Source organism: Bacillus sp. 7_6_55CFAA_CT2, assembly GCF_000238655.1.
GTDB lineage: Bacteria > Bacillota > Bacilli > Bacillales > Bacillaceae_G > Bacillus_A > Bacillus_A cereus.
The window spans coordinates 15,049-38,081 of record NZ_JH414708.1 but is presented as its reverse complement, the minus strand read 5'-3'; the positions used below and the strand labels follow the sequence as shown (position 1 = coordinate 38,081).

The window sequence follows — 23,033 nt, the reverse complement described above, 5'->3', positions numbered from 1 at the left end:
AGGTGATTACTATGGAAGAAGTATTACACATAAAAAACGTCTCAAAAGTATATGAGGGGAAAGTCCCTCATACTGCTTTAAAAAATATAAATTTACACGTGGATAAAGGGGAATTCGTTGCCATTATGGGACCATCTGGTAGCGGAAAATCTACATTTTTAAACGTTATCTCTACAATCGATTCTCCGACTTCTGGTGATGTCGTGATTAACGGAAAAAAACCGCACACATTTCGTAGAGAGAAGTTAGCTATTTTCCGAAGACAAGAGTTAGGATTTGTTTTCCAAAACTTTAACTTACTAGATACACTGACAATCGGTGAAAATATCGTATTACCTTTAACATTAGATAATGTTCCATTAAAAGAAATGGATGAAAAGCTTGATAACATTTCAAAAAAGCTTGGAATTGATCATATTTTGGACAAGCGTATTTTTGAAGTTTCTGGGGGACAAGCACAGCGTACCGCAGTAGCACGTGCTGTTATTCATCATCCTTCACTTCTACTAGCCGATGAACCGACAGGAAACTTAGATTCAAAAGCGGCAATTGACGTAATGGAGTTATTTACGAAATTAAATAAAGAAGAAGATGCAACGATTTTAATGGTTACGCACGATCCGTTTGCAGCAAGTTATTGTAACCGTGTTATTTTCATTAAAGATGGCGAGCTTTACAATGAACTGCACCGCGGATTATATCGCGAGAAATTTTATCAAGAAATATTAGATGTTCTAGCGTTATTAGGAGGAAGACGTGGATGACATTTTGGCAATTCGCATTTAAAAATGTCTCGCGTAATTCGAAAGCATATTTCGCCTACTTTGTAAGTAGTGCTTTTTCTATCATGGTTTTCTTTTCATTTACTGTATACGCGTATCATCCGCGCTTACAGAGTATACAAAGCTTTCAAGAACGTGATCCTCTAATGAACTTAGCTAGTACAGCACAGCTTGTGATCGTTATGTTCTCGTTCTTCTTTCTCTTATATTCAATTGGAACATTTTTAAATGTTCGGAAGCAGCAATTCGGGATACTCACTATTCTTGGTATCTCACAGAGACAATTAAAAAGATTGTTATTTACTGAAAATATGATAATCGGGATATTGTCTATCTTTATCGGCATTCAAGGTGGACTTGTATTTTCTAACTTTTTCTTATTAGTCACTTCGAAATTAACAAGTGCGAAAGGTCTCTATTTATATTGGCCAACAGAAGCGATTATCGTTACAACCGTAACGTTTATCATTTTATTTTTAATCGTTTCTACGTTTACACCAATGTTTATTCGTACTCGAAAAACAGCCCACCTCATTAAGGGGAATAAGAAAATGCCAGCTGAAAAAAGACCATCTATACTCATCTCTTTATTCGCTTTAATTTGTTTAGGGCTATGCTATTATATCGCTGGTTATCCGCGAGGCTACGTAACGGAAAAAAATGTGCAAAATGGATCTGTCTTTTTTATTATGTTATCTATTTTACCGCTCGTAATAGTCGGGACATATTTATTCTTTTCACAAACATTCCTTCTTTTCATCTATATTTTAAAGAAGCGCAGAAAGTTTTATTTGAAACAAATAAATATGTTATGGATTTCAGATTTAGTTTCTCGTACACGCAGTAATATTAATGTACTCTTTATTGTTTCTATGCTATCTGCACTTGCATTTACGATTATTATCGGGTTATTTGCTGCTAATAACAATACGAAGGCATCAGTACTAGAGCGATATCCCGTTCCCTTCACGTATACATCAGAAGGTGACAATTCCCTTGAACAAAAGCATATTTCTACAATTGAAACGGAGCTTACAACTAATAATTTTCTTTACAAAAAATATAAGTTTACAGTATTAAAAGATACAGCTTCCAAAGAAGATATTATGCTTATGAAGATGAGTGATTATAACGCAATTGCTAAACAATTGAAAAGACCGGAAATAACAATCGATTCTACAGAAGTTTATATTATTTCTCGGCACTCACCAGAACTTCTCGATCTCGTATCTAATCCATTTGCAAAGCAAAATACGATTACACTCGGGTCTAATAAAAAAGAATTTCATATTAAAGGGTTTATTAATAAGGGAATCGAACCATCCTTTGCATTCCCACATTTAGCTGTCGTACAAGATTATGTATTTGATAATATGATTCCTCATATTGAAACAACTGTAATCTATAACTACTTCGTAGAAAACTGGGAAAATGCAATAGTTCCAACCAAAAATATGTTACGTGTTATTAGTGGCGATGCGCGTGAGTTCTACGAAAAGCATACAGAAGAGAACGCTCAAGTTCCTTTCTTCATACACACGGCTACGGATGAACTCATTTACGGTAAAGGAAATGCAGTTGCTCAATTCTTTATTTGGGCATTTCTCGGCTTTATTTTCTTTATCGGTGCGGCTAGTGTTTTATACTTCCGTATGTATAATGACTTAACAACTGAAAGACAAAAGTATATTACGATTACAAAGCTTGGCTTAACTGAATCAGAAATGTTTCGCTCTGCAACGATTCAATTAGGAATTTTATTTTTCGTTCCTTACATCGTTGCTGGTGTTCACACATTATTTGCGGTTAAGTTTTTACAAAGCATGTTTTCTTTCTCCTTACTAAAAGAGACATGTATCGTACTCACCTTTTTCGGGGTTATCGAGATCATTTTCTTCTTCTTAATCCGTTCTCTGTACATTAATAAATTATCACAGCATATAAAAATATGAATAAAATAGCCTTGTGCAATATGCACAAGGCTATTTTCAATAGTTTTTAATAATTAGCAGCAATATCCACCGTAGCCGCCTGCGTAACCGCCGTAACCACCATAGCCACAACCGCCGCCTCCGCCGAAGCAGCTAGCACCGATGATAATTAATAAAATAAACAATACGATTAGAAGCGCAAAACCGCCTCCGCAACCATGTCTGCGGTTACAATCATCATGTCTGTGTTCACACTTTTCGCTCATTACCCTATTCCTCCTTTAGTATCATTCATAACAAGTTCACCTTGCTCTAAATGAGGGGATTCCATTTATATTATGTTTTCAGGGCGAATAGGAAGCTTGGCTTACCTAAAAACGGGCTTGTTTTAGGAATTGGGCTTAATCAAAAAAAAAGATACCTATTCAGGTATCCTTTAAAGAAACATATTCAACAAAAGAGCAAAACCAAATGCAATAAATGATAACAATGTTTCCAGCACCGTCCACGTTTTAAATGTTTCCTTCACCGTCAAACCTAAATACTCTTTTACAAGCCAGAACCCTGCATCATTTACGTGAGAAAACATTAATGAACCTGCACCGGTTGCAATAACGAGAAGCTCTAAATTCACACCAGACATGTGCTGAATAACTGGTGAAACAATCCCTGCTGCTGTCGTTAATGCTACTGTAGCTGAACCTGTTGCAATTCGAATTAAACCAGCTACCATGAAAGCTAATACGATTGGTGATAACGAAATATGTTCTGCCATTTGTGCAATAGCTGTTCCAACGCCGCTTTCAATTAATATTTGTTTAAATCCACCGCCTGCACCAATTATTAAAATAATAGAACCGACAGGCAATAAACTTTCATCTGTTAATTTTTTAATCATCTTTTTATTAATACCTTGTTTGATACCAAGTAAATAAAATGCTGCGAAACATGAAATAAGTAAGGCGATTACTGGACTTCCTGTAAATACGAAAAATTCAGTCAATTTTTTCGGTAATGAAATATATGGTGCAACTACTGATAAAATCATCAATACAACTGGTAATAAAATAATAAAGAATGAAACTTTACGACTTGGCAAATCAGTTGATACTGTCGTAACTCGAACAAGCTCCGGTTCATTTTCAGGTATAACCCTCTTATGTACCCACTTTGCAAATATTGGGCCTGCTATAATAGCCGTCGGTAACGCGATAATTAATGAATATAAAAGTACCTTTCCTAAGTTCGCGTTATAAATACCGATTGCAGTCATGGCACCTGGATGCGGAGGTACTAGCCCATGTACGATAGATAATCCCGCAATAACAGGTAAAGCAATTAATAATATGTTTTGCTTCGTTGTTTTTCGAATTGAAATTACAAGTGGTAATAAAATAACAATCCCTACTTCAAAAAAGACGGGAATCCCTATAACAAAACCTGCAAATAACATAGCCCAAGGTAATTTTTTTACGCCGAAAAATCGAATAAAGAAATCTGCAACTTGCATGCCTGCTCCTGAATCAGACATCATTTTCCCGAGTATAGTTCCAAGTGCCAAAATACCAACTAAATGACCTAGTACACTACCAACACCAGTTTCATAGGCAGCCACTATTTTCGTTAAGTTCAGTCCAGACATAATAGCTAAAAACAAACTCGCAACTGTTAAACTAATAAATGCATGCCATTTCCACCATGATACCCCTAAAATAACAATTGTGATCGCAAGTAACGTGACGATTAATAAGTATATATCCATCTCTCATTCTCCTTACTTTTATCCCGATTGGTGTGGGCTAATAATTAGTGGGTGATGCCCTCCTCCACTAATTAAAGTTTTACTTTATAAAAAAAGAGGGAACATCCCCTCTTTTTTATACGTCATAATTCACTACATAATGCTGCATTTCTGTATTGTAGTAGCCTTCGCTATATTCAATTACTTCGCCAACTTCATCATAAGAATAGCGCATACGTTTTAATAACGCTGTTCCCTCTTTTTCACCTAGCGCTTCTGCAACGAAATTAGGTGCAAGCCCAACCGCGAATTCATCTCTGAAGTTTTCTAAATGTATACCTCGGTCTTCAACTAAATCATAAAGCGATTGTAAATCAAAGTCCGATAAATCTGTACTTGCCATTCCTGCTGAGAAATAGTGCGTATAATGAATGTACGGTGCATCATTTAACGTATATAAACGTTCGATACGGAAACTCTCTTTCCCGAATAATCGAAATGGCACTGTTCCTTCTTCATTATGCACGACTTCTGCTTTTAGCAATTTCTTCTGTACTTTATATCCTTCTTCCACTAATACTTCTGTAAATTTCTTACCCTTTGACAGTTTTGTCGCAGAAGTATTACGAATCACTTTCGTTCCTTTACCACTTTTCTTTTCCAAGTATCCTTCTTGAGCGAGTTCTTTAATGGCATTACGCACTGTAATCTTACTAACTTTGAACTCTTCTTCTAATTGCGGTTCTGAAGGAATATTCGTATGAATCGCATATACGCCATGCAATATTCGATCACGAATAATATTTTTTATTTGTAAATATAATGGTCCTTTTTTCCTCGTTACGTTCACTGTTACACCCACTACCTTTCTACATCACCTACTGATGCCGTCATCGCCCGAAGTATATCTTTCTCTGATGACATTGGCGTATCACCGACGATTGTATGTGCTAGCATTCCAGCTGCTGACGCAAATGAAACAGCTTTCTCTGGTGCAAACTCTTTTATCTCGCCATGAATAATTCCGCTCGTATAAGCATCTCCAGCACCTATTCTATCATATACAGAAAACGTAAGTGTTTTTGCAAAAGTGAACGAATCATTTTTACATATAAACCCGCGAAGCGAATGTGTATTATCACTGTTGATGGAGCGATGAGTACCAGCGATTGTAGCGATATGATACGTTTCAGCTACCTTTGGAATAAGATCCAGCAGCTGCGCCTCACGCTCCGTCTCTTCTGTTTTCATCCCAAGAACGAACATCGCATCTTTTTCATTCATCATAACGATATTAGCAAGTCCTAGCATTTCTTCATAATGCGGTTTTGCCTGTTCATATCCGTCTTCTCCCCAAAGTGAGGGACGATAATTACAATCAAAAACGACGGTTCCTCCGTTTTCTTTAACTGCTCTCGCTAAAGATTTCATATGATGACGCACCGTATCATTCATCGCAAGTGTAATTCCGCAAAAATGAACGATATCAATTTCCTTTGCGATTTCTTCAAATTGATACATTTCTTCACATGCCGTATTGAAGCTACTTTCTAATCGATTCGAATATGTAACGCGGCTTGCACGTGCACCGAATCCATTTTCTAAAAAATACATACCTACATATTTACCGCCTCTTGAAACAAGAGAAGTTTGAATCCCTAACTTTTGAATGTAAGATACAGCTGCATCTCCAACCGAATTTTCCGGTAAAGTTGAAATAAGAAGCCCTTCATGCCCTAAGTGAGAAAGTGCCGCTACAACGTTCACACCTGTACCTGAAAATGAGTAATTTAACGTGTTAGCTTGCGACAACAATTCATATCCAGGTACTTGCAGGCGCATCATTACTTCGCCGAACGCTGCAATTTTCTTACGCATATTGATCAACTAGCTTTTTCACGACTGCTAATAATTCACGAACATCTTCTACTTTCGTATTACCAGTTTCTTTATCAATAATAGAAGAGTATACGTGCGGGATAACTTGCTCTACATTTGCCTCAAGCGCAATACGTACAATTGTTTCAAAGTTTTCTTTATCAATTCCACCTGTTGGCTCTAATGCGAATCCTTCTTCTGCACAAGCTTTCGCAACTGCGCGATATTCTTCTTGGTGAGCTAGCCCTTTCATCGGGAAGTATTTCAATGAATTTCCGCCCATATCACGTACAAGTGCGATCGCTGTTTTAATTGGAACGATTGCTTTTTCTTCTCCAGCCGCACTAATTGGGCCAGTAGAAATATTTACGTAACCTACTTTTCCTGTTGGTGATACTAAACTATTAATCCAGCTATCTTTTTCGCCGAGATTTGCACGCGTTGCTCCAACTGAAGGGAACACTTGGTTAATATGGCTACCAGGATAATGCTTCGCAATTTCAGCCACAACTGCTGCTTGGCGATTATCTCCTGCGCCTAGTCCGATTGATACAGCGTCATCAATTTCTTTTCCGTATGCTTTCATAGCTGTAACAGCTTCTTCTACTGTTGGATAGTCTTTTGATAACACTCCCACTACTACATAACCTTCTGCTGCTTCAAAAATATCTTTCGCATTTTGGATATTGTTTGCTAATACATTTAATGCTACGCGTCCTTTATAAAAACGTTTTTGAATGTTTGTCATTTTAGTTTCCCCCTACAATTTCTCTCAATTTTTCTTCAATCACATGTATGTCATCACCTTGAAGTGGACGTGGATCAATATCAAAGAATCCTTGTCTTACTCCGTAATCACGTGTATAAATGGCGATTTCCCCTTCGCGTAATGCAGTCACAACATCTCTTGCTGATTTGTTTAACTCTTTCTCGTTAATATGAATACGAGCTCTAAAGATTGCTCTTCCAGCCTCATCTTGAACGATCGTTACATTTACACCATTTAATTCTTTTAGCGGCATAAGTACTTGTAGCAATTCTTTTTCTTGCTCGCTCTTATCTTCTTTTACTCCGTACTCATCAAGCGCTTGAAGTAAGCCAAAAGTTGTCTCTTTCCCGACTTTCATACTTCTTCCGATGCAATGTAATTGCACTTTCAGCCATTCGATATATTTTCGTTTACCGGCAACAATACCAGAAGTAGGTCCTTCAATTGCCTTTGAACCACTATAAATGGCAAGGTCTGAATACTTCACATATTTTTGAATGTCTTCTTCAGCTGCCGCATCAACGATAAGTGGTACGTTATTTCGCTGCGCTACTTCCCATGCTTCTTCAACAGAAATCATATTTTTTTGCACTGCATGATGTGATTTCACATAAAGAATTGCTGCTGTATTTTCGTCAATCGCATCTTCAATATGTTCTGCTTTCCCTTCATTTGCGTAGCCAACTTCAACGAGTTTTCCTCCACCTAAGTAAATCATCGTTTCAACAGGAGCACCGTATTGAACGTTATGACCTTTTAACATAATCACTTCGTTTTTCGCGATTACTTCTTGATGAAGTCTTTCACTTTTACGGCGATTTCCTTCTGTAACGATACCAGCGATAGAAAGCGCAATTCCGCTCGATGCTGAATTCACAACGACCGCTGCCTCTGAATCTAGAATTCTCGCAATATGGTCTCCTGCTTTATCTACTAAATCAGCAATTTCCACATAATTTTGTCCACCATGTTTCATCGCATCCATTACTGTATCTGTAGGAGCAGATACACCTAAAATACTCATTCTACCGCTCGCATTAATCACTCTTTTTAATCCGTACTTAGCATTCAATGAATGACCCATTAATTACAACCCCTTTCGTATCAATTCTTCTTTCAGCAACGCGCTGATTCCCTTCTGAATCAATTAACGTAACCTTCTCATCTTTCACCGTAAATAAAGTTAAGTTTGCAATATCGCCTTCTTGAATGCGGCCAAGCTCTGGTTTTTTCAGCCACTCTGCTGCATTTTTCGTAACCGCGTCAATTACTTCTTCTAGCGGATAACCTAAGTAAAGGAATTTCGAAAGAACATGGGCCATACTATACACCGGACCATGCACACGATTCTTCCGGTAAATATCTGTACTAATCGTATTAAAGATGATATCGTGACGCTTCGCAGCCTCTGCTACTTTAAAAGAAAAACTGGCATTACCATGCCCAACATCTAAATGCACACCGCGCTTCACTGCATCTAGTAACACAGGTAACGGTTTGCCTTCTTCATCAAATAAATTATTTTCTTTCCCGTTTAAGTAATGTGTAATGACATCATCTTTTTCTAAAAGAGGTACAACTTCCTCAATGCGAGGAGGCGCTGAACCGATATGTACCATAATTGGTAATGATGTTTCACGAGATAAAGAGCGTGCAACATGAAGCGGTTCAATTCCGCTATCACAAACGACACTTTTACTCATTCTCGCCTTTAACCCAACGATTACATCTTTATACTTTTCTACTGCTTCTATCGCTTTCTCTTTGTCTATCCATTCCATATTGGATAATTCATCAATTCGTTTCAAACCGATGCGAGAAATATTTAAAAAGGCAAATAAATTTGTCTTTGCCTGCTCTCTACTTTTTACTAAATCTGCAATACGATCAGCACCGCAACTACCCGCATCAACAATTGTCGTTACCCCTTGCTTAACGCCAATTTCATCTACCTCATCGCCATACGGATCAAACTCTGGAAAAGCGTGAACGTGCAAATCAATCCAGCCACTCGATACGTAAGTACCAGAGTAATCAAGAACCTTTCCACCCTCGCCAGCACCAGCTTTCGTCACCTGTGCGATTTTGTTATTTTCAATTACAATGTCAATCTCTTCCCCGTTCACACGTTTCACATTACGTAGTACGAATCGTTCTGTCATTGTACTTCCACCCTTTTCTATAAGAAGCCATAAGAATACGCTTACATTAAAATTTCATTTTATATGTCTTTCACACGTTTAGCGTAACACAAAAAAAGAGAGAAGTAAATATAACGTTATAATGTTTGAAAGTGAATAAAAAGATGCTCCTCCAAAATGGTAATAGTATAGGAAATTATATCAACGATTTTTCAATTATATCTATCATAACTTATAATATATCAACGATTCGACAAGGAATATCGATTTACCGACAAGAAACGTCAATTCCTTTCTTATATAAGAAAAGGCTGTCCCAAATGGCACAGCCTTCTTCTCTATTCCTGAACCGTCACAATAACCCCATCCATATTGTTCCCGGAAATTTCATACTGCTTGTTTGCTGGAACGTTCACTTTCGTATTCTCAGAAACTTTATAATAAGAAACAGTATATTTCTTACCTTCTACTTCAGTTGAAACCTCTTTTTCCTCTTTTAAAAACTCTAAATATTCCTCTAGTGTGAAATTCTTTTTTTGCATAATTGCGCTATGAGGTAGGCCAACATAACGGATATGCCATGGCTCATATTGAATTCCAGTAATGTTACTTTTATTTTTCGGATAACGTAATACAAAGCCATGCTTCCATACGTTCTCTTCGATCCATTTTCCTTCAGGCGCTTTCTCCATCTTCTTTTGCGTTGATCCAACGTCTAGTGATAATCCTAAATTATGTTCACTATATCCTGCTGGAAGCGCGTAATCAGATCCCATTTCTTTATATAATTTACTTTGTTCTTTAAAATCTCGATACCCACTACTCATTAAGAAATGCTGTACGCCATCTTTTCCAGCCGCATCGACAACGTTCAAAAACTTTTTTACAACATACTTTGATAAACGAAGATTTCTATCAAATATTACGTAGCCTCTTACTAATTCACTATTATGATTTACATTTATAATATCAGACCTAATACTATCTTTTTTTACTGGATAATCCCTATTAACTAATAATAAATCACCCTTATAAATTTGTTCCTTCGTAATCTCTTTCCTCTCGGTATTTGCCGCCTTTACTAGCTCATCTTTTCCGACAATTTTAACATCGATTTCCTTTTGAAATAACGGTGATATATAAAAGCCTACACATACTGTGCATGCTAATAAAAAAAGAAATAAATACCCACTTTTTCATTTCTAGTTCCTCCTTAACGTAACTTACGTATAGAATAGAAAAAACTATTAAAATAAAAAGTGGGGTAAAGTTTAAATTTTTATTAAATTGTTAAGTTCTCGTCTTTTGGCAATCGCACTTCAAACATTGTTCTAACTACATTACTTTCAGCAGAAATGGTACCGTTATGCTGCTCAACAATATTTTTCGCAATAAACAGTCCAAGGCCTGTCCCGCCACGGTTCTCAGTTCTCGATTTATCACCTGTATAAAACATATCAAAAAGATACGGTAAATCTTCTTCTGGAATGCTGTCTCCATAATTCATAACTTGTACGACAACTTCTCCATTATCGATATACCCATTCAGATCAACAAATTGCCCATCATATCCGTATCGAACGGCATTTGTTAACAAGTTTTCAAATACTCTAGCTAACAATTTTCCATCACCGTTAATTGGCAGATGAGGATCAATATTCAACCTAGCTTGTAAATGATGTTTCTCTAATAAAGGATACAATTCCTCATCTAACTGTATAAGTAGTTCACTTATATCAATCGGCTTTTTATCCAGCTTTAGCATGCCATAATTCATACGTGTAATTTCAAATAACTCATCAATTAAACTTTCGAGCCTTTGCGATTTCGTATATGCAATTGTGGAGAAATGTTTAATTTGTTCTTTTGTTAAATTCTCATCTTTAAGAATTAAATCTAAATACCCTAACACGGATGTTAATGGAGTTCTTAAATCATGAGCTAAGTTTACAACGAGCTGATCTTTACTACTTTCAGCAAAGTCTCCTCTTTCCACCGCTTCTTTTAACTTTTCACTCGCAACATTTATTTCACGTGCGATATCTCCAAACTCATCGTTTGATGACACGCGCACTTCATTTGTAAAATCCCCGTTCGCCAAATGATGAATCCCACTTGAAATCTCATCAAAATATTTTACATAAGGCCTAGTAAGGAAGAAGAAAAACATAATGGATAGAGGGATGAAAATAATTAAAAAGAAATTAACATCCCCAATTTGTCTTACCATTGACCGAACTTGGGCTAATGGGTCCTCAAAACGAACGACTAATTTATAATAAATTCGTAATCCTTCATAAATGATATACGTTACGCCACCAGCAAATATCATACTTAACGCAAATAGCATAACCATCTTCGAGCGAAAACTTCTCATCTTTTTACCCATTGAAAGTATACCCTACTCCCCACACTGTTTTTATTAACTTATTCTTTCTTTTATCTTCCCCAAGCTTTTTCCGCAATGTGCGAATATGTACCATAACTGTATTTCCGCCCTCAAAATAATCATCTGCCCATACTTGCTGAAAAATATTTTCTACATTGTACACTTTCTTCGGATGGCTCGCTAATAAATATAAAATATCAAACTCTTTCGGTGTTAATTCAACTTGTTCTCCGTACACATTTACTGTTCTTCGCTCAGGATCAATAATGACTCCGCCTACCTCTAAAGCAGATTTATTCTCTGCTACTTTCGGCTGATTTAACGTAAGAAATCGGCGTAATTGTGCATTTACACGTGCGACTAATTCAATCGGTGTAAAAGGTTTCGTCATATAATCATCTGCACCTAATACTAAACCTGTCACCTTATCAAAATCAGATGTTTTCGCACTTAAAAAAATGATTGGCATATGGTGCTTCGCACGAATTTGGCGCGTCACTTCATAACCATCCATTTTCGGCATCATAATATCTAAAACCACTAAGTCGATTGGCTGCGTTTCAATAACATGAATTGCCTCTTCTCCATCAGCTGCTTTCACGACGTGGTAACCTTCTTTTTCTAAATGTATCTCAATTAAATCGGCAATTTCTGCCTCATCATCCGCTATTAAAATTGAAATGCGCTTCATATTACTCCCCCTTTATACGCTCGATTGTAAACTAGTCTATCCAATTTGTACAATACGAAAAGGTTACTCGCGGGAGTAACCTTAGTAAATGAAATTTATATCGGCGATTTTTCAATTATATCGACCACAACTTGAATTATATCGGCGATTTTCCAATTATATCAACCGTAACTCGAATTATATCAGCGATTTTTCAATTATATCGACTTACCGACAATTACCGACGAAATTCGCCCGCTATTTGAAAGACTCAACCTACCGCTCCAAAACAATTCGCTGCTTCGTAATTTCCGCCAACCTTCCGCGGTCTACTTCATACTCAGCTTCAACACTTTGCGGTACAATCACCTTTCCGCCCTCAAGCATCACTTCCGGCGAAATAATATCCCTCTCCCAGTGCCTACTAGAAGCAGATATATCGCCAGGAATCGTAAAGTTCGGCAACGAAGCAAGCGCAACATTTTGCGCTCGTGAAATCCCCATCTCTACCATACCACCGCACCAAACAGGGATATTATGCTCCATACAATAATTATGAATTTGAATCGACTCCGTTAATCCGCCCACTCGCCCTGGTTTAATATTTACAATGCGGCAACTTCCCAGCGTAATCGCAACGCGCGCGTCTTCTAAACTATGGATGCTTTCGTCTAAACAAATGGGCGTTTCAATTTTCTTTTGCAACTGTGCATGATCAAGAAAATCGTAATCCGCTAGCGGTTGTTCAATCATCATCAATTGAAATTCATCTAATCGTTTCAATTTCTCCGTATCCGCTAATGTATAGGCTGAATTTGCATCAGCCATTAACGGGATGTGCGGGAACTCTTTACGAATCTCTTTCAATAATTCGTAATCATGCTCTGGCTTTATTTTCACTTTAAAACGCTCGTATCCTTCTTCTGCATACTTTTCGATTTGTTTTAACATAACCGGAATTGTATTGATACCAATTACAACACCGACCTCAATTTCAGGTCTAGTCCCGCCTAGCAATGTCGCTAATGACTTCTTTTGTCGCTTCGCATATAAATCCCAAACAGCCCCTTCAATTCCCGCCTTTGCCATTCTGTTTCTCTTTATATGTTGGAACAAACCAGGTACTTCATTCGGATGAGAAATCTCCGCCTTTAATAAATCCAGTAATAAAAAATCTTGAAGTACATGTAGCGCAGTCTTCACTGTTTCTTCCGTGTACCACGGTTCAGAGAACGCAACGACTTCGCCAAATCCAATGTATCCGTCCGTATCTTCTAATTCAATGACGATACTTTCACGCTTTTCATACGTCCCGTAGCTTGCAGCAAACGGGATGACGAGTGGCATTTCCGTTATATGAAGCGTCGCTTTTTTTATTTCCACCTATATCTCCTCCACTAATTGTCTTAACTCTCGTCTTAACAATTTTTTCGAAGCGTTTCGTGGCAATTCCTCTAAGAAACACGCTTTTTTCGGCACTTTATATTTCGCTAATTTCTCCTCACAAAAATGAAGAATTTCTTCTTCTGTTACTTCTCCATTTTTTACAACAAAAGCAGCGGGTACTTGTCCCCATTTATCGTCAGTCATACCGACAACACCAGCTTCCGCTACCATCGGATGAGAAAGTAACACTTCTTCAATTTGAGCCGGATATATATTTTCCCCGCCAGAAATAATTAAATCACTGCGGCGATCTAATACGTATAAAAATCCTTCTTCGTCTAAATAACCGAGGTCACCAGTATGAAGCCATCCGTTTTGAATTGTTTCGCGCGTCGCATCTTCCCGGTTAAAGTAGCCGCCTGTTACATTTGGTCCTTTTACTACGATCTCGCCTTCTACTAACGGCGGCACTACTACGCCATCTTTTTCAATACGTAGTTGGCACTGAAATAGTGGTTTCCCAGCTGATCCTACTTTCGTTAACATGTAATCCGCGGACAACGTACAAATTTGCGAAGACGTTTCTGTCATACCGTACGTTTGATACACAGGAATTCCTTTATCTACACATGTTTCGAGTAACGGTTTCGGCGCTGGTCCTCCGCCCAGTAACATGCATCGTAAAGAAGATGGATATGTCTCTTCTCCAAGTCTTTCTAATAGATCTGTTAACATTTTAGAAACGACAGAAATAATCGTAACACCTCTCGTCTGAAGTGCTTTATGAATAAAGTCAGCATCATATTTCGGAACGAGTAAAATGCGCATGCCGTACATAATATTTTTCATTAAAAGAGATAACCCGCCAACATGGAACATCGGCATACAAGCTAACCAACAATCGTCATCACGAAGCCCTAAGTTAAGCGAAGAGCCAACTGCACTTGCCCAGTGATTGCCGTACGTTAAAATAACACCTTTCGGTTTCCCAGTCGTCCCCGACGTATAAATAATTGTCATCGCTTCTTCTAAAGAAAATTCTTCTTGTATAGAGGCTTCCACCTTCGGTCCATTCATTACTTCAGCGAATGAATATACAGGAACATCTTTACCCTCAAAATCTTGATCCGTCACTAAACAAACAACTTCAGCATCATCCATTTGCCAAAGTAGCTCTTCTCTTGAAAGACGCGTATTTAAAAGTACAGCTACTGCCCCTACGTAAGATAGAGCGTGAATAACTGTAATCATCTCCATACCATTTTTCATCAGAACAGCCACCTTTTGCCCACGCTTCACTCCTACATGCGTAAGGTGTTCACAAACAGATACTACTTTTTCATGCAGCTGCATAAAAGTAACTTTCTCTTCCTCTATTTCAATTGCAGTGCGATCTGGTGTTAAAAATGCACGTTGCTTTAACCAATTTGGCATCGTCTCCATCATACATTCTCCTTTCATGAAAGAAAGAGACTTGATATGACATCAAGTCTCTTAGTTGTTTTGTTTCCGCTTTGTCACATCCAGCTACAGCGGCTAGAACAGTCGGTCGTTTCACGCCTTCCTACGAGGCAAAAAGCGCCTCTACGTCAGGAGTTCCAACACCCTCTTGTTCTAAACGAGCCGCTTCCGCTTTTGGTTTCATCCAGCTACAGCAGCTAGAATGTTCGGTGGCTTCACTTCTTCCTACGAGGCAAAAAACGCCTCTACGTCAGAAGCTCCATCCCCCTCATATTCTAAGCGAGCCGCTTCCGCTTTTGGTTTCATCTAGCTGCGCCTCCTAGCCCCTTCCGTCTAAGAACCTTCCGCACAAGAAAGTAAAAAACACTTTCTGTGCGAAAGAACCTTAGCCAGCGGGGCTAAGCAGTCGGCTACGCTTTTGATTTGATCAAGGGAAACGAGGGAATTGACCGAAGTCCGGACTGCGTTTTTCTTTGAACGCGTCGCGACCTTCTTTTGCTTCGTCAGTTGTGTAGTACAATAACGTTGCATCTCCAGCTAGTTGTTGAATACCAGCTAGACCGTCTGTGTCTGCGTTGAATGCAGCTTTTAGGAAACGAAGTGCCATTGGGCTGTTTGCTAAGATCTCTTGTGCCCATTGTACTGTTTCTGCTTCAAGTTGTTCTAATGGTACTACTGTATTTACTAAGCCCATATCAAGTGCTTCCCCAGCACTGTATTGACGGCATAGGTACCAAATTTCGCGAGCTTTCTTGTGGCCTACCATACGAGCTAAGTAACCAGCTCCGTATCCACCGTCAAAGCTTCCTACTTTAGGACCTGTTTGTCCGAATACAGCATTGTCTGCAGCGATTGTTAAGTCACATACGATATGAAGTACGTGTCCACCACCGATTGCATAACCTGCTACCATTGCGATAACTGGTTTAGGAATTGCGCGAATTAGACGTTGTAAGTCTAATACGTTTAGACGTGGGATTTGGTCGTCACCTACATATCCACCATGACCACGAACTTTTTGGTCGCCGCCAGAACAGAATGCACGTCCACCTTCACCTGTTAAAATGATAACGCCAACATTTGCATCATCACGAGCTTGTGCAAAAGCGTCGATTAACTCCATTACCGTTTTAGGACGGAATGCGTTATGTACTTCAGGGCGATTAATCGAAATCTTTGCGATACCATTGTATGTTGAATAAATAATATCTTCGTAATTGCCTTCTTTTACCCATTCAATAGCCATTACAACTACCTCCTTGTATATTTCTGATCTCCTCTATAAGTGTAGCTTCCTTCTTAGATGAAAAAGCATCACTGCATAGTTTTTAGAAATCCCTTTACTATTGTATCAAACTTTTCCGGTTGTTCCACATGAATTGCATGGCCAGCACCATCAATTTTGACAAATTTCGCGTCAGAGACGCATTTTTCGATGTTTTTTAATATGCAAAAGAACTTTTCATCATGCTCCCCGTTCATTAAAAGAACAGGTATTTTTAAGTTTTTTAGCTCATTCCACCATGAAGGCTGAGCCCCTGTTCCCATGCCGCGCAAGCTATTTGCGAGCCCTTTTGGGTTGTTAGCAAGTCGTTCTTTTCGCACCGCTTCTTGTACGTTTTTTGCTAAACGTTTTTGCGTTTCAAACAGCGGAATATTTTCCCACATCGATACAAAACTTTCTATGCCTTCTCGCTCAATTTTATCGGCAAGTCGCTCATCTTTTTCACAGCGTTCTTTTCGCTCATCTTCACTTTTGAGTCCAGCTGTACAATTTTCTAATAAAAGAGAACGTACATATTCTGGATATAGACACGCCATCGTAATCGCCAGTCTACCGCCCATTGAATAGCCAAGTATATGTGCTTTTTCAATATGAAGGTAATCTAATAGTTCTTTCATTTGCAATGCCACATTTCGAATGTCATAATGCGCAACATCTTCAGGACTCTCGGTCTTTCCGTGTCCAACAAGATCCACTACAATAACTTGAAACTGCCCACTCCATGAAGAGATAAAAGAACGCCACGTTTCCATGCTTCCCGTAAAACCATGAAGAAGTAGAAGTGGTTCCCCGCTTCCGACTACTTCATATTCATACGATACACCTTGCAGCGTTACTTTCATTTTGATTCACCTTGCAATGATGTAGTAATTACGTCCTGTGTTTTTGCCCATAATTTCCGGTGCAATGTTAAGTTTTCATCACGGTTCGTACAAATTTCTACAACGTGTAAACCTTTTGTCGTCGTTCCTTTTTGTACCTCTTCTCGGAATTGCTCCCAACCATTTACCCGGCTAAATGAACCACCGTACATTTTAACAACATGCTCATAGTCAAGCCCAATCGGCGTTCCAAATAACGATTCGAAGTGTTCCTTTTTCTCATATTGTGGTAAGAATGAGAAAATACCCCCACCATCATTATTTACAACGACAATCGTTATATTTAATTCATGTAATTTTGCAGCTAATAGTCCATTTAAATCGTGATAGAATGATAAGTCACCGATGACTAATACGAGCGGATCGCAAATCATGCTCGCTCCTAAAGCTGTCGAAATGATGCCATCAATCCCATTTACACCGCGGTTTGCCATCACTTGAATATTTTTATCTGATGTGAAGAAGAATGAATCTGTATCACGAATTGGCATACTATTACTCGCAAATAACGTTGCTCCTTCTGGTAATACGCGTACAATATCTGTAATGACTTTTCCTTCAAATGCAGTTTCATATGTTTCCATTTCACGAAGCGTTTCCTTCGTTTTTTCGTTTATATGTTGCCACATTTGGGACCAATCATTCTTTTTCATAACTGGCATTTTTTCTATTAATGTACTGCAAAATGCAATATCACTTGCCTGTACAACTTCTGTCGCAACAAGAGCTGGATCTCTCCATTGTCCAGATTCGTCAACAACGATATGAACAGCTTTCGTTTGTTTTTTAATGAACTGCGTTAATGCTTTCGAAACAGGCATACCACCAAAACGAATTAAAACGTCCGGCTTCCACGTCTCTTTTAACAATTCATTTCGTAAAAATGTATCATAACAGTCGATTACCATCGTTTTATCGTGGTGTCCGCTACGAATATTCGAAAGTGGGTCTGCTAATATTGGGTATCCCGTTTTTTCAGCTAGTTGCGTTGCAAACGTTGCGATTTCTGAATGACTATCATCTCCACAAATAATAAGCCCCTTTTCCATATGTGAAAGGCGCCCTACAAGAGAATCTACATATTCACTCGGCATCACCACGTTCCCTTGCTGAACTACTCCTGTATATTCCCCGCGTCCTTTATCCCATAAACTTTCTAATGAAAAGTCCGGGATAAGCGGTTCACGAACTGGAAAATTAAGATGAACAGGTCCTTGCGGCGCTAAACAAGCACTTGCTATCATGCGCTGCGTTGTCATGCGAGCGTAGTGGTACATCGCTTCACTCGCTTCTGGAAGTGCCATCTCTGTAAATTGCTTCACAAACGTACCGTATAAATTAAATTGATTCATCGCTTGTGGTGCACCGACATCTCTTAATTCATGCGGTCTATCTGCTGTTAAGACGATAAGCGGCACTCGTGAATGGAAAGCTTCACATACAGCTGGATAGTAGTTCGCTGCTGCCGTTCCTGACGTACATAATAATGCAACCGGACGTTTTTTCGCTTTTGCGATACCGAGCGCAAAAAATCCTGCAGATCTTTCATCTACATGTAAATATGTGTTCATTCCTTCGTGTTGTTCCATTAGTAGAGCAATCGGCGTTGACCGTGAGCCTGGACTAATGACAACATCACATACATTTAGACGCGTCAGTTCATCCACGAACGCGCCTAAATAATATGATAATGCTTCTATATGATTGTTCATTTCATTAATTCCTCCAAAGCACCAAGCATCGGTCTAAACTTCAAACTTGTCTCTTCATATTCAAGTTGCGGTACTGAATCAATTACAATCCCGCAACCGGCAAATAAGGATGCTTTCTCGCCATTTAATAATCCGCAGCGAAGTGCAACCGCAAATTCACCATTTCCTTCATCATCTATCCAGCCAATCGGTGCACCATATAATCCTCTGTCTAACAATTCAACATCACGAATCAGTTTCATCGCTTCCAAACGAGGTGTCCCGCCAAGAGCTGGTGTTGGATGTAATTCTTCTACCATCGTTAAAAGACTCGCAGTGCCTTTTGCCTCTACAGGCGTATATAAATGAATTAAGTTTTTCGTTGTTAATAGACCTGGACTCTCCGGAATATTAACGTATTCGCAGTGCTCATTTAATACCGACCTGATCATGTTCACAACATAACCGTGTTCAGCTAAATTCTTTTCATCATGAAGAAGCGCATTACTATTTCGCTTACTTTCTTCTATAGATTGACCATGACCAGTTGAACCAGCAAGACACATCGAAGTAAACTTCTCATCTTCTTTGCGAATTAACCTCTCTGGCGTCGCTCCTAAGAAGCATGCTCCTTTATAATCAAAAGAAAATACGTAACAATCCGGTTGCCCAATGCGAAGTGCTTCTAAAACAAGAGCAGAATCAATATGATGATCCATTTCTACTTTTAGCTCCCTCGCTAATACAACCTTCTGCACGTTACCCTGCTTCATCTCATCTTGCACTTTCTCAATGGCTTTCATCCAGCCTTTCGGATCCACTTCCACTTTAGAAGTAACTGTTAATTTCGATCCTTCTAATGCACATTTACTCTCCCCAAAAATTTTCTCTTCTAAAGAAACAATTTCGTTATAAAGAGTTTTTGCACAATCTGTTGCTGAAACGAATGTATTCATCGTTAACCATGCTTTTTCATTTTTTACAGTTAATAAAAATGCTGGTAGTGAAAATGTCGTATCATCGAATTCTTTCCATAAGTCCGTTTTCTCTTTTTCTTGGTCAAATGAAAATCCACCAAATAAAAGAGGACCTGTTCCAAATTCATATTTTTCTCTTTGTACAAATGCTTTCTCTTTTACTTTATCCCACTCGTCACGAGCCGCTTGAAAGCGTTTGTGAGAAGAATTTGCTATAGTGAAAACAGAGCCAATTCCAGCAAATATTACATGCTGAGCTGGATCTGCAAAATAACATCTATTTTCCAATGCAATCCTTTTTCCTGCTGCATAAAACAGAAGCGGATCCATCCAGTCTATTTGTTTTACAAAACTAACCAATATTTTTTCATCAGTTGCATGCTTAATGGCTGCACTAAGAACTTCTTGCAAGCCTTTTTGTTTCGTTTGAATCACAATTGTCTCCCCCCTATGGGCGAAAAATAGTCATAATTACGCTTGATTTTAAGATACACCTCAAACGAAAGGCCTGTCAACGTTTAGCATTTCTGAGAAATTCACCTTCTCTTCCTAGAAAATAAACGTTGACACTAAATGATGCTTTTTCTACACTTAGTTGTGTACAATATGTGACCAAAGGAGGATTCAACATGGAAATGAACGTCGAAACGAATTCCTCTCCTACGGCGCCAAAACCAAGCAAGCAAACAGGCTGGCGCATTTGGTGGAGTTTACTACGTCCCCATACATTAACAGCAGCTTTCGTTCCTGTTTTCATCGGAACAGCCTATGCAATGCAGGTCGGAGGTATAAATCAAATCCATCTCCCTCTTTTCCTTATAATGCTTCTTGCTTGTCTTCTCATTCAGGCAGCAACAAACATGTTTAATGAATACTTTGATTATAAAAGAGGACTCGATCACGAAGGTTCAGTTGGTATCGGCGGCGCTATCGTTCGCGATGGCATTCAGCCAAAAACAGTGCTTAACTTAGCATTTGGATTTTTCGGCATCGCAATACTATTAGGTGTTTATATTTGTATGAATTCTAGCTGGTGGCTTGCTGCAATCGGTCTTGTTTGTATGGCCGTTGCTTACCTTTACACGGGTGGCCCACTTCCCATTGCCTATACACCATTTGGAGAGTTAACAGCCGGATTATTTATGGGTGTTATCATTATTGGAATTTCATTCTTTATTCAAACTGGAACTGTAACATCAGAAGTCATTTTACTATCTATTCCAAGCTCCATTTTAATTGGTGCCATTTTACTAGCTAATAATATTCGTGACTTAGATGGCGATAAAGAAAACGGTCGTAAAACGTTAGCAATTCTCGTTGGACGTGAGCGAGCGGTTGGTGTACTTGCTTCTATGTTCATCGTTTCCTACATTTGGACAATTGCTTTAATTATCGTGGGCATCGTATCACCATGGATGCTTATCGTATTTTTAAGTGCACCGAAAGCATTTAAAGCGACGAAAGGCTTTATCGGCAAAAGCATTCCAATGGAAATGGTACCTGCGATGATTGCAACAGCAAAAACAAATACGATCTTCGGTCTCCTCATGGGAATCGGATTATTACTTGGATACTTTCTATAAAAGGAGCTGCTTATGCGGCTCCTTTTTCATATCTGAAATTCATCTCATAATTCCTACTCGCAACGCTCATACTATGTAAAGAAACTGAATTGTAGGAAGGTGGACGACTATGTTAACTCCACAACAAATAAATCAATTTAAATCCGTTTTAGAAAAACAAAAACACGAACTAGAGCAAACGATACAAACACACGAAAATGAAGATCGTGCATCTGAACGTGAGTCTGTTGGAGAATTATCTAGCTATGATAACCATCCAGCTGATATGGCAACAGAGCTATATGAACGTGAAAAAGACTTCGGGCTTATTGAACTTTGGCATAAACAGCTAGAGGATACGAAACATGCCTTGCAAAAAATAGAAGCGGGTACGTACGGCATTTGCGAAGTGTCTGGCGAAGAAATTCCATTTGAAAGATTAGAAGCAATGCCGACTGCTACAACATGCATCCAGCACGCGACAAATAAGCTAAATATGAATACACGACCAGTTGAAGAAGAAGTATTGTCTCCCTCTTTCCATAAACACGATGAGGATCGCTCTGTTGAGTACGATGCAGAAGATGCGTGGCAAGATGTTGCCAATTATGGAACGTCTGAAACACCGTCTGATTTAGAAAGACGAGATTCGAAAAACTATAATGGCATGTACGTAAATAGTGAAGAAAACGTAGGCTACGTAGAAGATTTCGAAAACTTTATTGGTACAGATATGTATGGAAAAAATCCGCAAGTTTTCGCTACAGAAGAACATGAAGAATATGAACAAATGCTTGATGACTTTGAAGAGCGTACCTTTAAGGGCGAATTATCTTCAAATGAGTCGAGTTCCAAAGAATAAAAAAAGCATTCCGAAAATCGGAATGCTTTTTATCGCTAGCTAATTAGTTTTTTGTAACGTTAGCAGCTTGTGGTCCACGGTTACCTTCAACGATTTCGAAAGAAACTTCTTGACCTTCTTCTAAAGTTTTGAATCCGTCACCTTGGATAGCTGAGAAGTGAACGAATACATCGTCTCCACCTTCAACTTCGATGAAACCGAAACCTTTTTCGCTGTTGAACCATTTAACTTTACCTGTTTGCATGTCATGTACCTCCTAAATAAAAATGAAACTATGAATCCACATGAAAAGGTGGATATAAAGGACATGAATGTATAACAAGCTTACAGCCTTTAATTCAACGTGCTTTATTTCCGTACCACATTATGTAGCTCAATAGTGATTTCACTATATCACGCTATATCCAAAACGTCAAATGAGAACACTTTCATTCCACCATTTTTTTATAATTTTAATATAATGTTGAATTTCCATATTCATATTTTAGCCCGGTATTTGCGGACAGCTTGATTGGCGGGAGCTGATAATCAGTTTTGGTTTGTTCCACTTTATTTGAAAATTAACAAAACTAAAGTATTCTAATCCTATTAAATTCTGTACAATATAAGTATCTATTACATACGAGG

Annotated in this window: 21 protein-coding genes; 4 read left to right on the top strand and 17 right to left on the bottom strand. The window is 38.5% G+C overall.

Annotation, left to right across the window (positions count from 1 at the left end; all coding sequences use genetic code 11):
* The first annotated feature begins 11 nt into the window (after positions 1 to 11).
* Both HMPREF1014_RS00255 and HMPREF1014_RS00250 read left to right on the top strand, forming a co-directional pair.
* A complete protein-coding gene (locus tag HMPREF1014_RS00255; RefSeq protein ID WP_000393250.1) occupies positions 12 to 764 on the top strand; it encodes an ABC transporter ATP-binding protein in 753 nt (250 codons plus the stop codon).
* Positions 761 to 2,734: an FtsX-like permease family protein gene (locus HMPREF1014_RS00250; protein ID WP_000144927.1), complete on the top strand. Its 1,974-nt coding sequence runs from the start codon at positions 761 to 763 to the stop codon at positions 2,732 to 2,734. The genes HMPREF1014_RS00255 and HMPREF1014_RS00250 overlap by 4 nt, the downstream gene beginning before the upstream one ends.
* 53 nt (positions 2,735 to 2,787) lie before the next feature.
* Here the strand turns inward: HMPREF1014_RS00250 and HMPREF1014_RS00245 are convergent, their stop codons facing one another.
* From HMPREF1014_RS00245 to HMPREF1014_RS00160, 16 genes are all read right to left on the bottom strand, one after another.
* A complete protein-coding gene (locus HMPREF1014_RS00245; protein ID WP_001290392.1) occupies positions 2,788 to 2,979 on the bottom strand; it encodes a YjcZ family sporulation protein in 192 nt (63 codons plus the stop codon).
* A gap of 170 nt (positions 2,980 to 3,149) precedes the next feature.
* Entirely contained in the window at positions 3,150 to 4,475 is a 1,326-nt protein-coding gene (gene gntP, locus HMPREF1014_RS00240) for a gluconate permease GntP (protein ID WP_000356189.1), read from the bottom strand.
* Positions 4,476 to 4,590: 115 nt separating this feature from the next.
* Positions 4,591 to 5,316: a GntR family transcriptional regulator gene (locus tag HMPREF1014_RS00235; RefSeq protein WP_000539288.1), complete on the bottom strand. Its 726-nt coding sequence runs from the start codon at positions 5,314 to 5,316 to the stop codon at positions 4,591 to 4,593.
* Positions 5,316 to 6,332, bottom strand: coding sequence for a sugar kinase (locus HMPREF1014_RS00230; RefSeq protein ID WP_001227515.1), 1,017 nt, complete (start codon positions 6,330 to 6,332; stop codon positions 5,316 to 5,318). The genes HMPREF1014_RS00235 and HMPREF1014_RS00230 overlap by 1 nt, the downstream gene beginning before the upstream one ends.
* A complete protein-coding gene (gene dagF, locus HMPREF1014_RS00225; RefSeq protein WP_000181933.1) occupies positions 6,325 to 7,080 on the bottom strand; it encodes a 2-dehydro-3-deoxy-phosphogluconate aldolase in 756 nt (251 codons plus the stop codon). Before dagF ends, HMPREF1014_RS00230 begins: the two co-directional genes overlap by 8 nt.
* 1 nt (position 7,081) lies before the next feature.
* Positions 7,082 to 8,185, bottom strand: coding sequence for a DgaE family pyridoxal phosphate-dependent ammonia lyase (locus tag HMPREF1014_RS00220; protein WP_000510096.1), 1,104 nt, complete (start codon positions 8,183 to 8,185; stop codon positions 7,082 to 7,084).
* On the bottom strand, positions 8,163 to 9,263 hold the full coding sequence (locus HMPREF1014_RS00215; protein ID WP_000139937.1) for an amidohydrolase/deacetylase family metallohydrolase: 1,101 nt from the start codon (positions 9,261 to 9,263) through the stop codon (positions 8,163 to 8,165). Before HMPREF1014_RS00215 ends, HMPREF1014_RS00220 begins: the two co-directional genes overlap by 23 nt.
* Before the next feature lie 317 nt (positions 9,264 to 9,580).
* Positions 9,581 to 10,381, bottom strand: a complete 801-nt coding sequence (locus HMPREF1014_RS00210; protein ID WP_496204229.1) for a M15 family metallopeptidase — start codon at positions 10,379 to 10,381, stop codon at positions 9,581 to 9,583.
* Positions 10,382 to 10,524: 143 nt separating this feature from the next.
* Positions 10,525 to 11,631, bottom strand: coding sequence for a HAMP domain-containing sensor histidine kinase (locus tag HMPREF1014_RS00205; protein ID WP_000516809.1), 1,107 nt, complete (start codon positions 11,629 to 11,631; stop codon positions 10,525 to 10,527).
* Entirely contained in the window at positions 11,624 to 12,322 is a 699-nt protein-coding gene (locus tag HMPREF1014_RS00200) for a response regulator transcription factor (RefSeq protein ID WP_000822497.1), read from the bottom strand. The genes HMPREF1014_RS00205 and HMPREF1014_RS00200 overlap by 8 nt, the downstream gene beginning before the upstream one ends.
* Positions 12,323 to 12,577: 255 nt before the next feature.
* Entirely contained in the window at positions 12,578 to 13,684 is a 1,107-nt protein-coding gene (gene menC / locus HMPREF1014_RS00195; protein ID WP_000403286.1) for an o-succinylbenzoate synthase, read from the bottom strand.
* Positions 13,685 to 15,130 carry an o-succinylbenzoate--CoA ligase gene (locus HMPREF1014_RS00190; RefSeq protein WP_000449552.1) on the bottom strand — a complete coding sequence of 482 codons (1,446 nt, stop codon included), beginning with the start codon at positions 15,128 to 15,130 and terminating at the stop codon, positions 13,685 to 13,687.
* Positions 15,131 to 15,575: 445 nt separating this feature from the next.
* A complete protein-coding gene (gene menB / locus HMPREF1014_RS00175) occupies positions 15,576 to 16,394 on the bottom strand; it encodes a 1,4-dihydroxy-2-naphthoyl-CoA synthase (RefSeq protein WP_000963884.1) in 819 nt (272 codons plus the stop codon).
* A gap of 68 nt (positions 16,395 to 16,462) precedes the next feature.
* Entirely contained in the window at positions 16,463 to 17,275 is an 813-nt protein-coding gene (gene menH / locus HMPREF1014_RS00170) for a 2-succinyl-6-hydroxy-2,4-cyclohexadiene-1-carboxylate synthase (RefSeq protein ID WP_000869217.1), read from the bottom strand.
* Positions 17,272 to 19,026 (bottom strand): 2-succinyl-5-enolpyruvyl-6-hydroxy-3-cyclohexene-1-carboxylic-acid synthase, encoded by a 1,755-nt coding sequence (gene menD / locus HMPREF1014_RS00165; protein WP_001059221.1) that lies wholly within the window; start codon positions 19,024 to 19,026, stop codon positions 17,272 to 17,274. Before menD ends, menH begins: the two co-directional genes overlap by 4 nt.
* The gene (locus HMPREF1014_RS00160; RefSeq protein ID WP_000616754.1) at positions 19,023 to 20,417 is read right to left on the bottom strand and encodes an isochorismate synthase; all 1,395 of its coding nucleotides are present in this window, start codon (positions 20,415 to 20,417) and stop codon (positions 19,023 to 19,025) included. Before HMPREF1014_RS00160 ends, menD begins: the two co-directional genes overlap by 4 nt.
* Positions 20,418 to 20,611: 194 nt before the next feature.
* On the opposite strand from HMPREF1014_RS00160, the gene HMPREF1014_RS00155 reads away from it, so the two are divergent.
* Positions 20,612 to 21,565, top strand: coding sequence for a 1,4-dihydroxy-2-naphthoate polyprenyltransferase (locus HMPREF1014_RS00155; RefSeq protein ID WP_000425740.1), 954 nt, complete (start codon positions 20,612 to 20,614; stop codon positions 21,563 to 21,565).
* Positions 21,566 to 21,674: 109 nt separating this feature from the next.
* Positions 21,675 to 22,406, top strand: a complete 732-nt coding sequence (locus HMPREF1014_RS00150) for a yteA family sporulation protein (RefSeq protein WP_000957366.1) — start codon at positions 21,675 to 21,677, stop codon at positions 22,404 to 22,406.
* A gap of 43 nt (positions 22,407 to 22,449) precedes the next feature.
* Here HMPREF1014_RS00150 and cspD read toward each other — a convergent pair whose 3' ends face one another.
* Positions 22,450 to 22,650 carry a cold-shock protein CspD gene (gene cspD, locus HMPREF1014_RS00145; protein WP_001193054.1) on the bottom strand — a complete coding sequence of 67 codons (201 nt, stop codon included), beginning with the start codon at positions 22,648 to 22,650 and terminating at the stop codon, positions 22,450 to 22,452.
* Positions 22,651 to 23,033 lie beyond the last annotated feature (383 nt).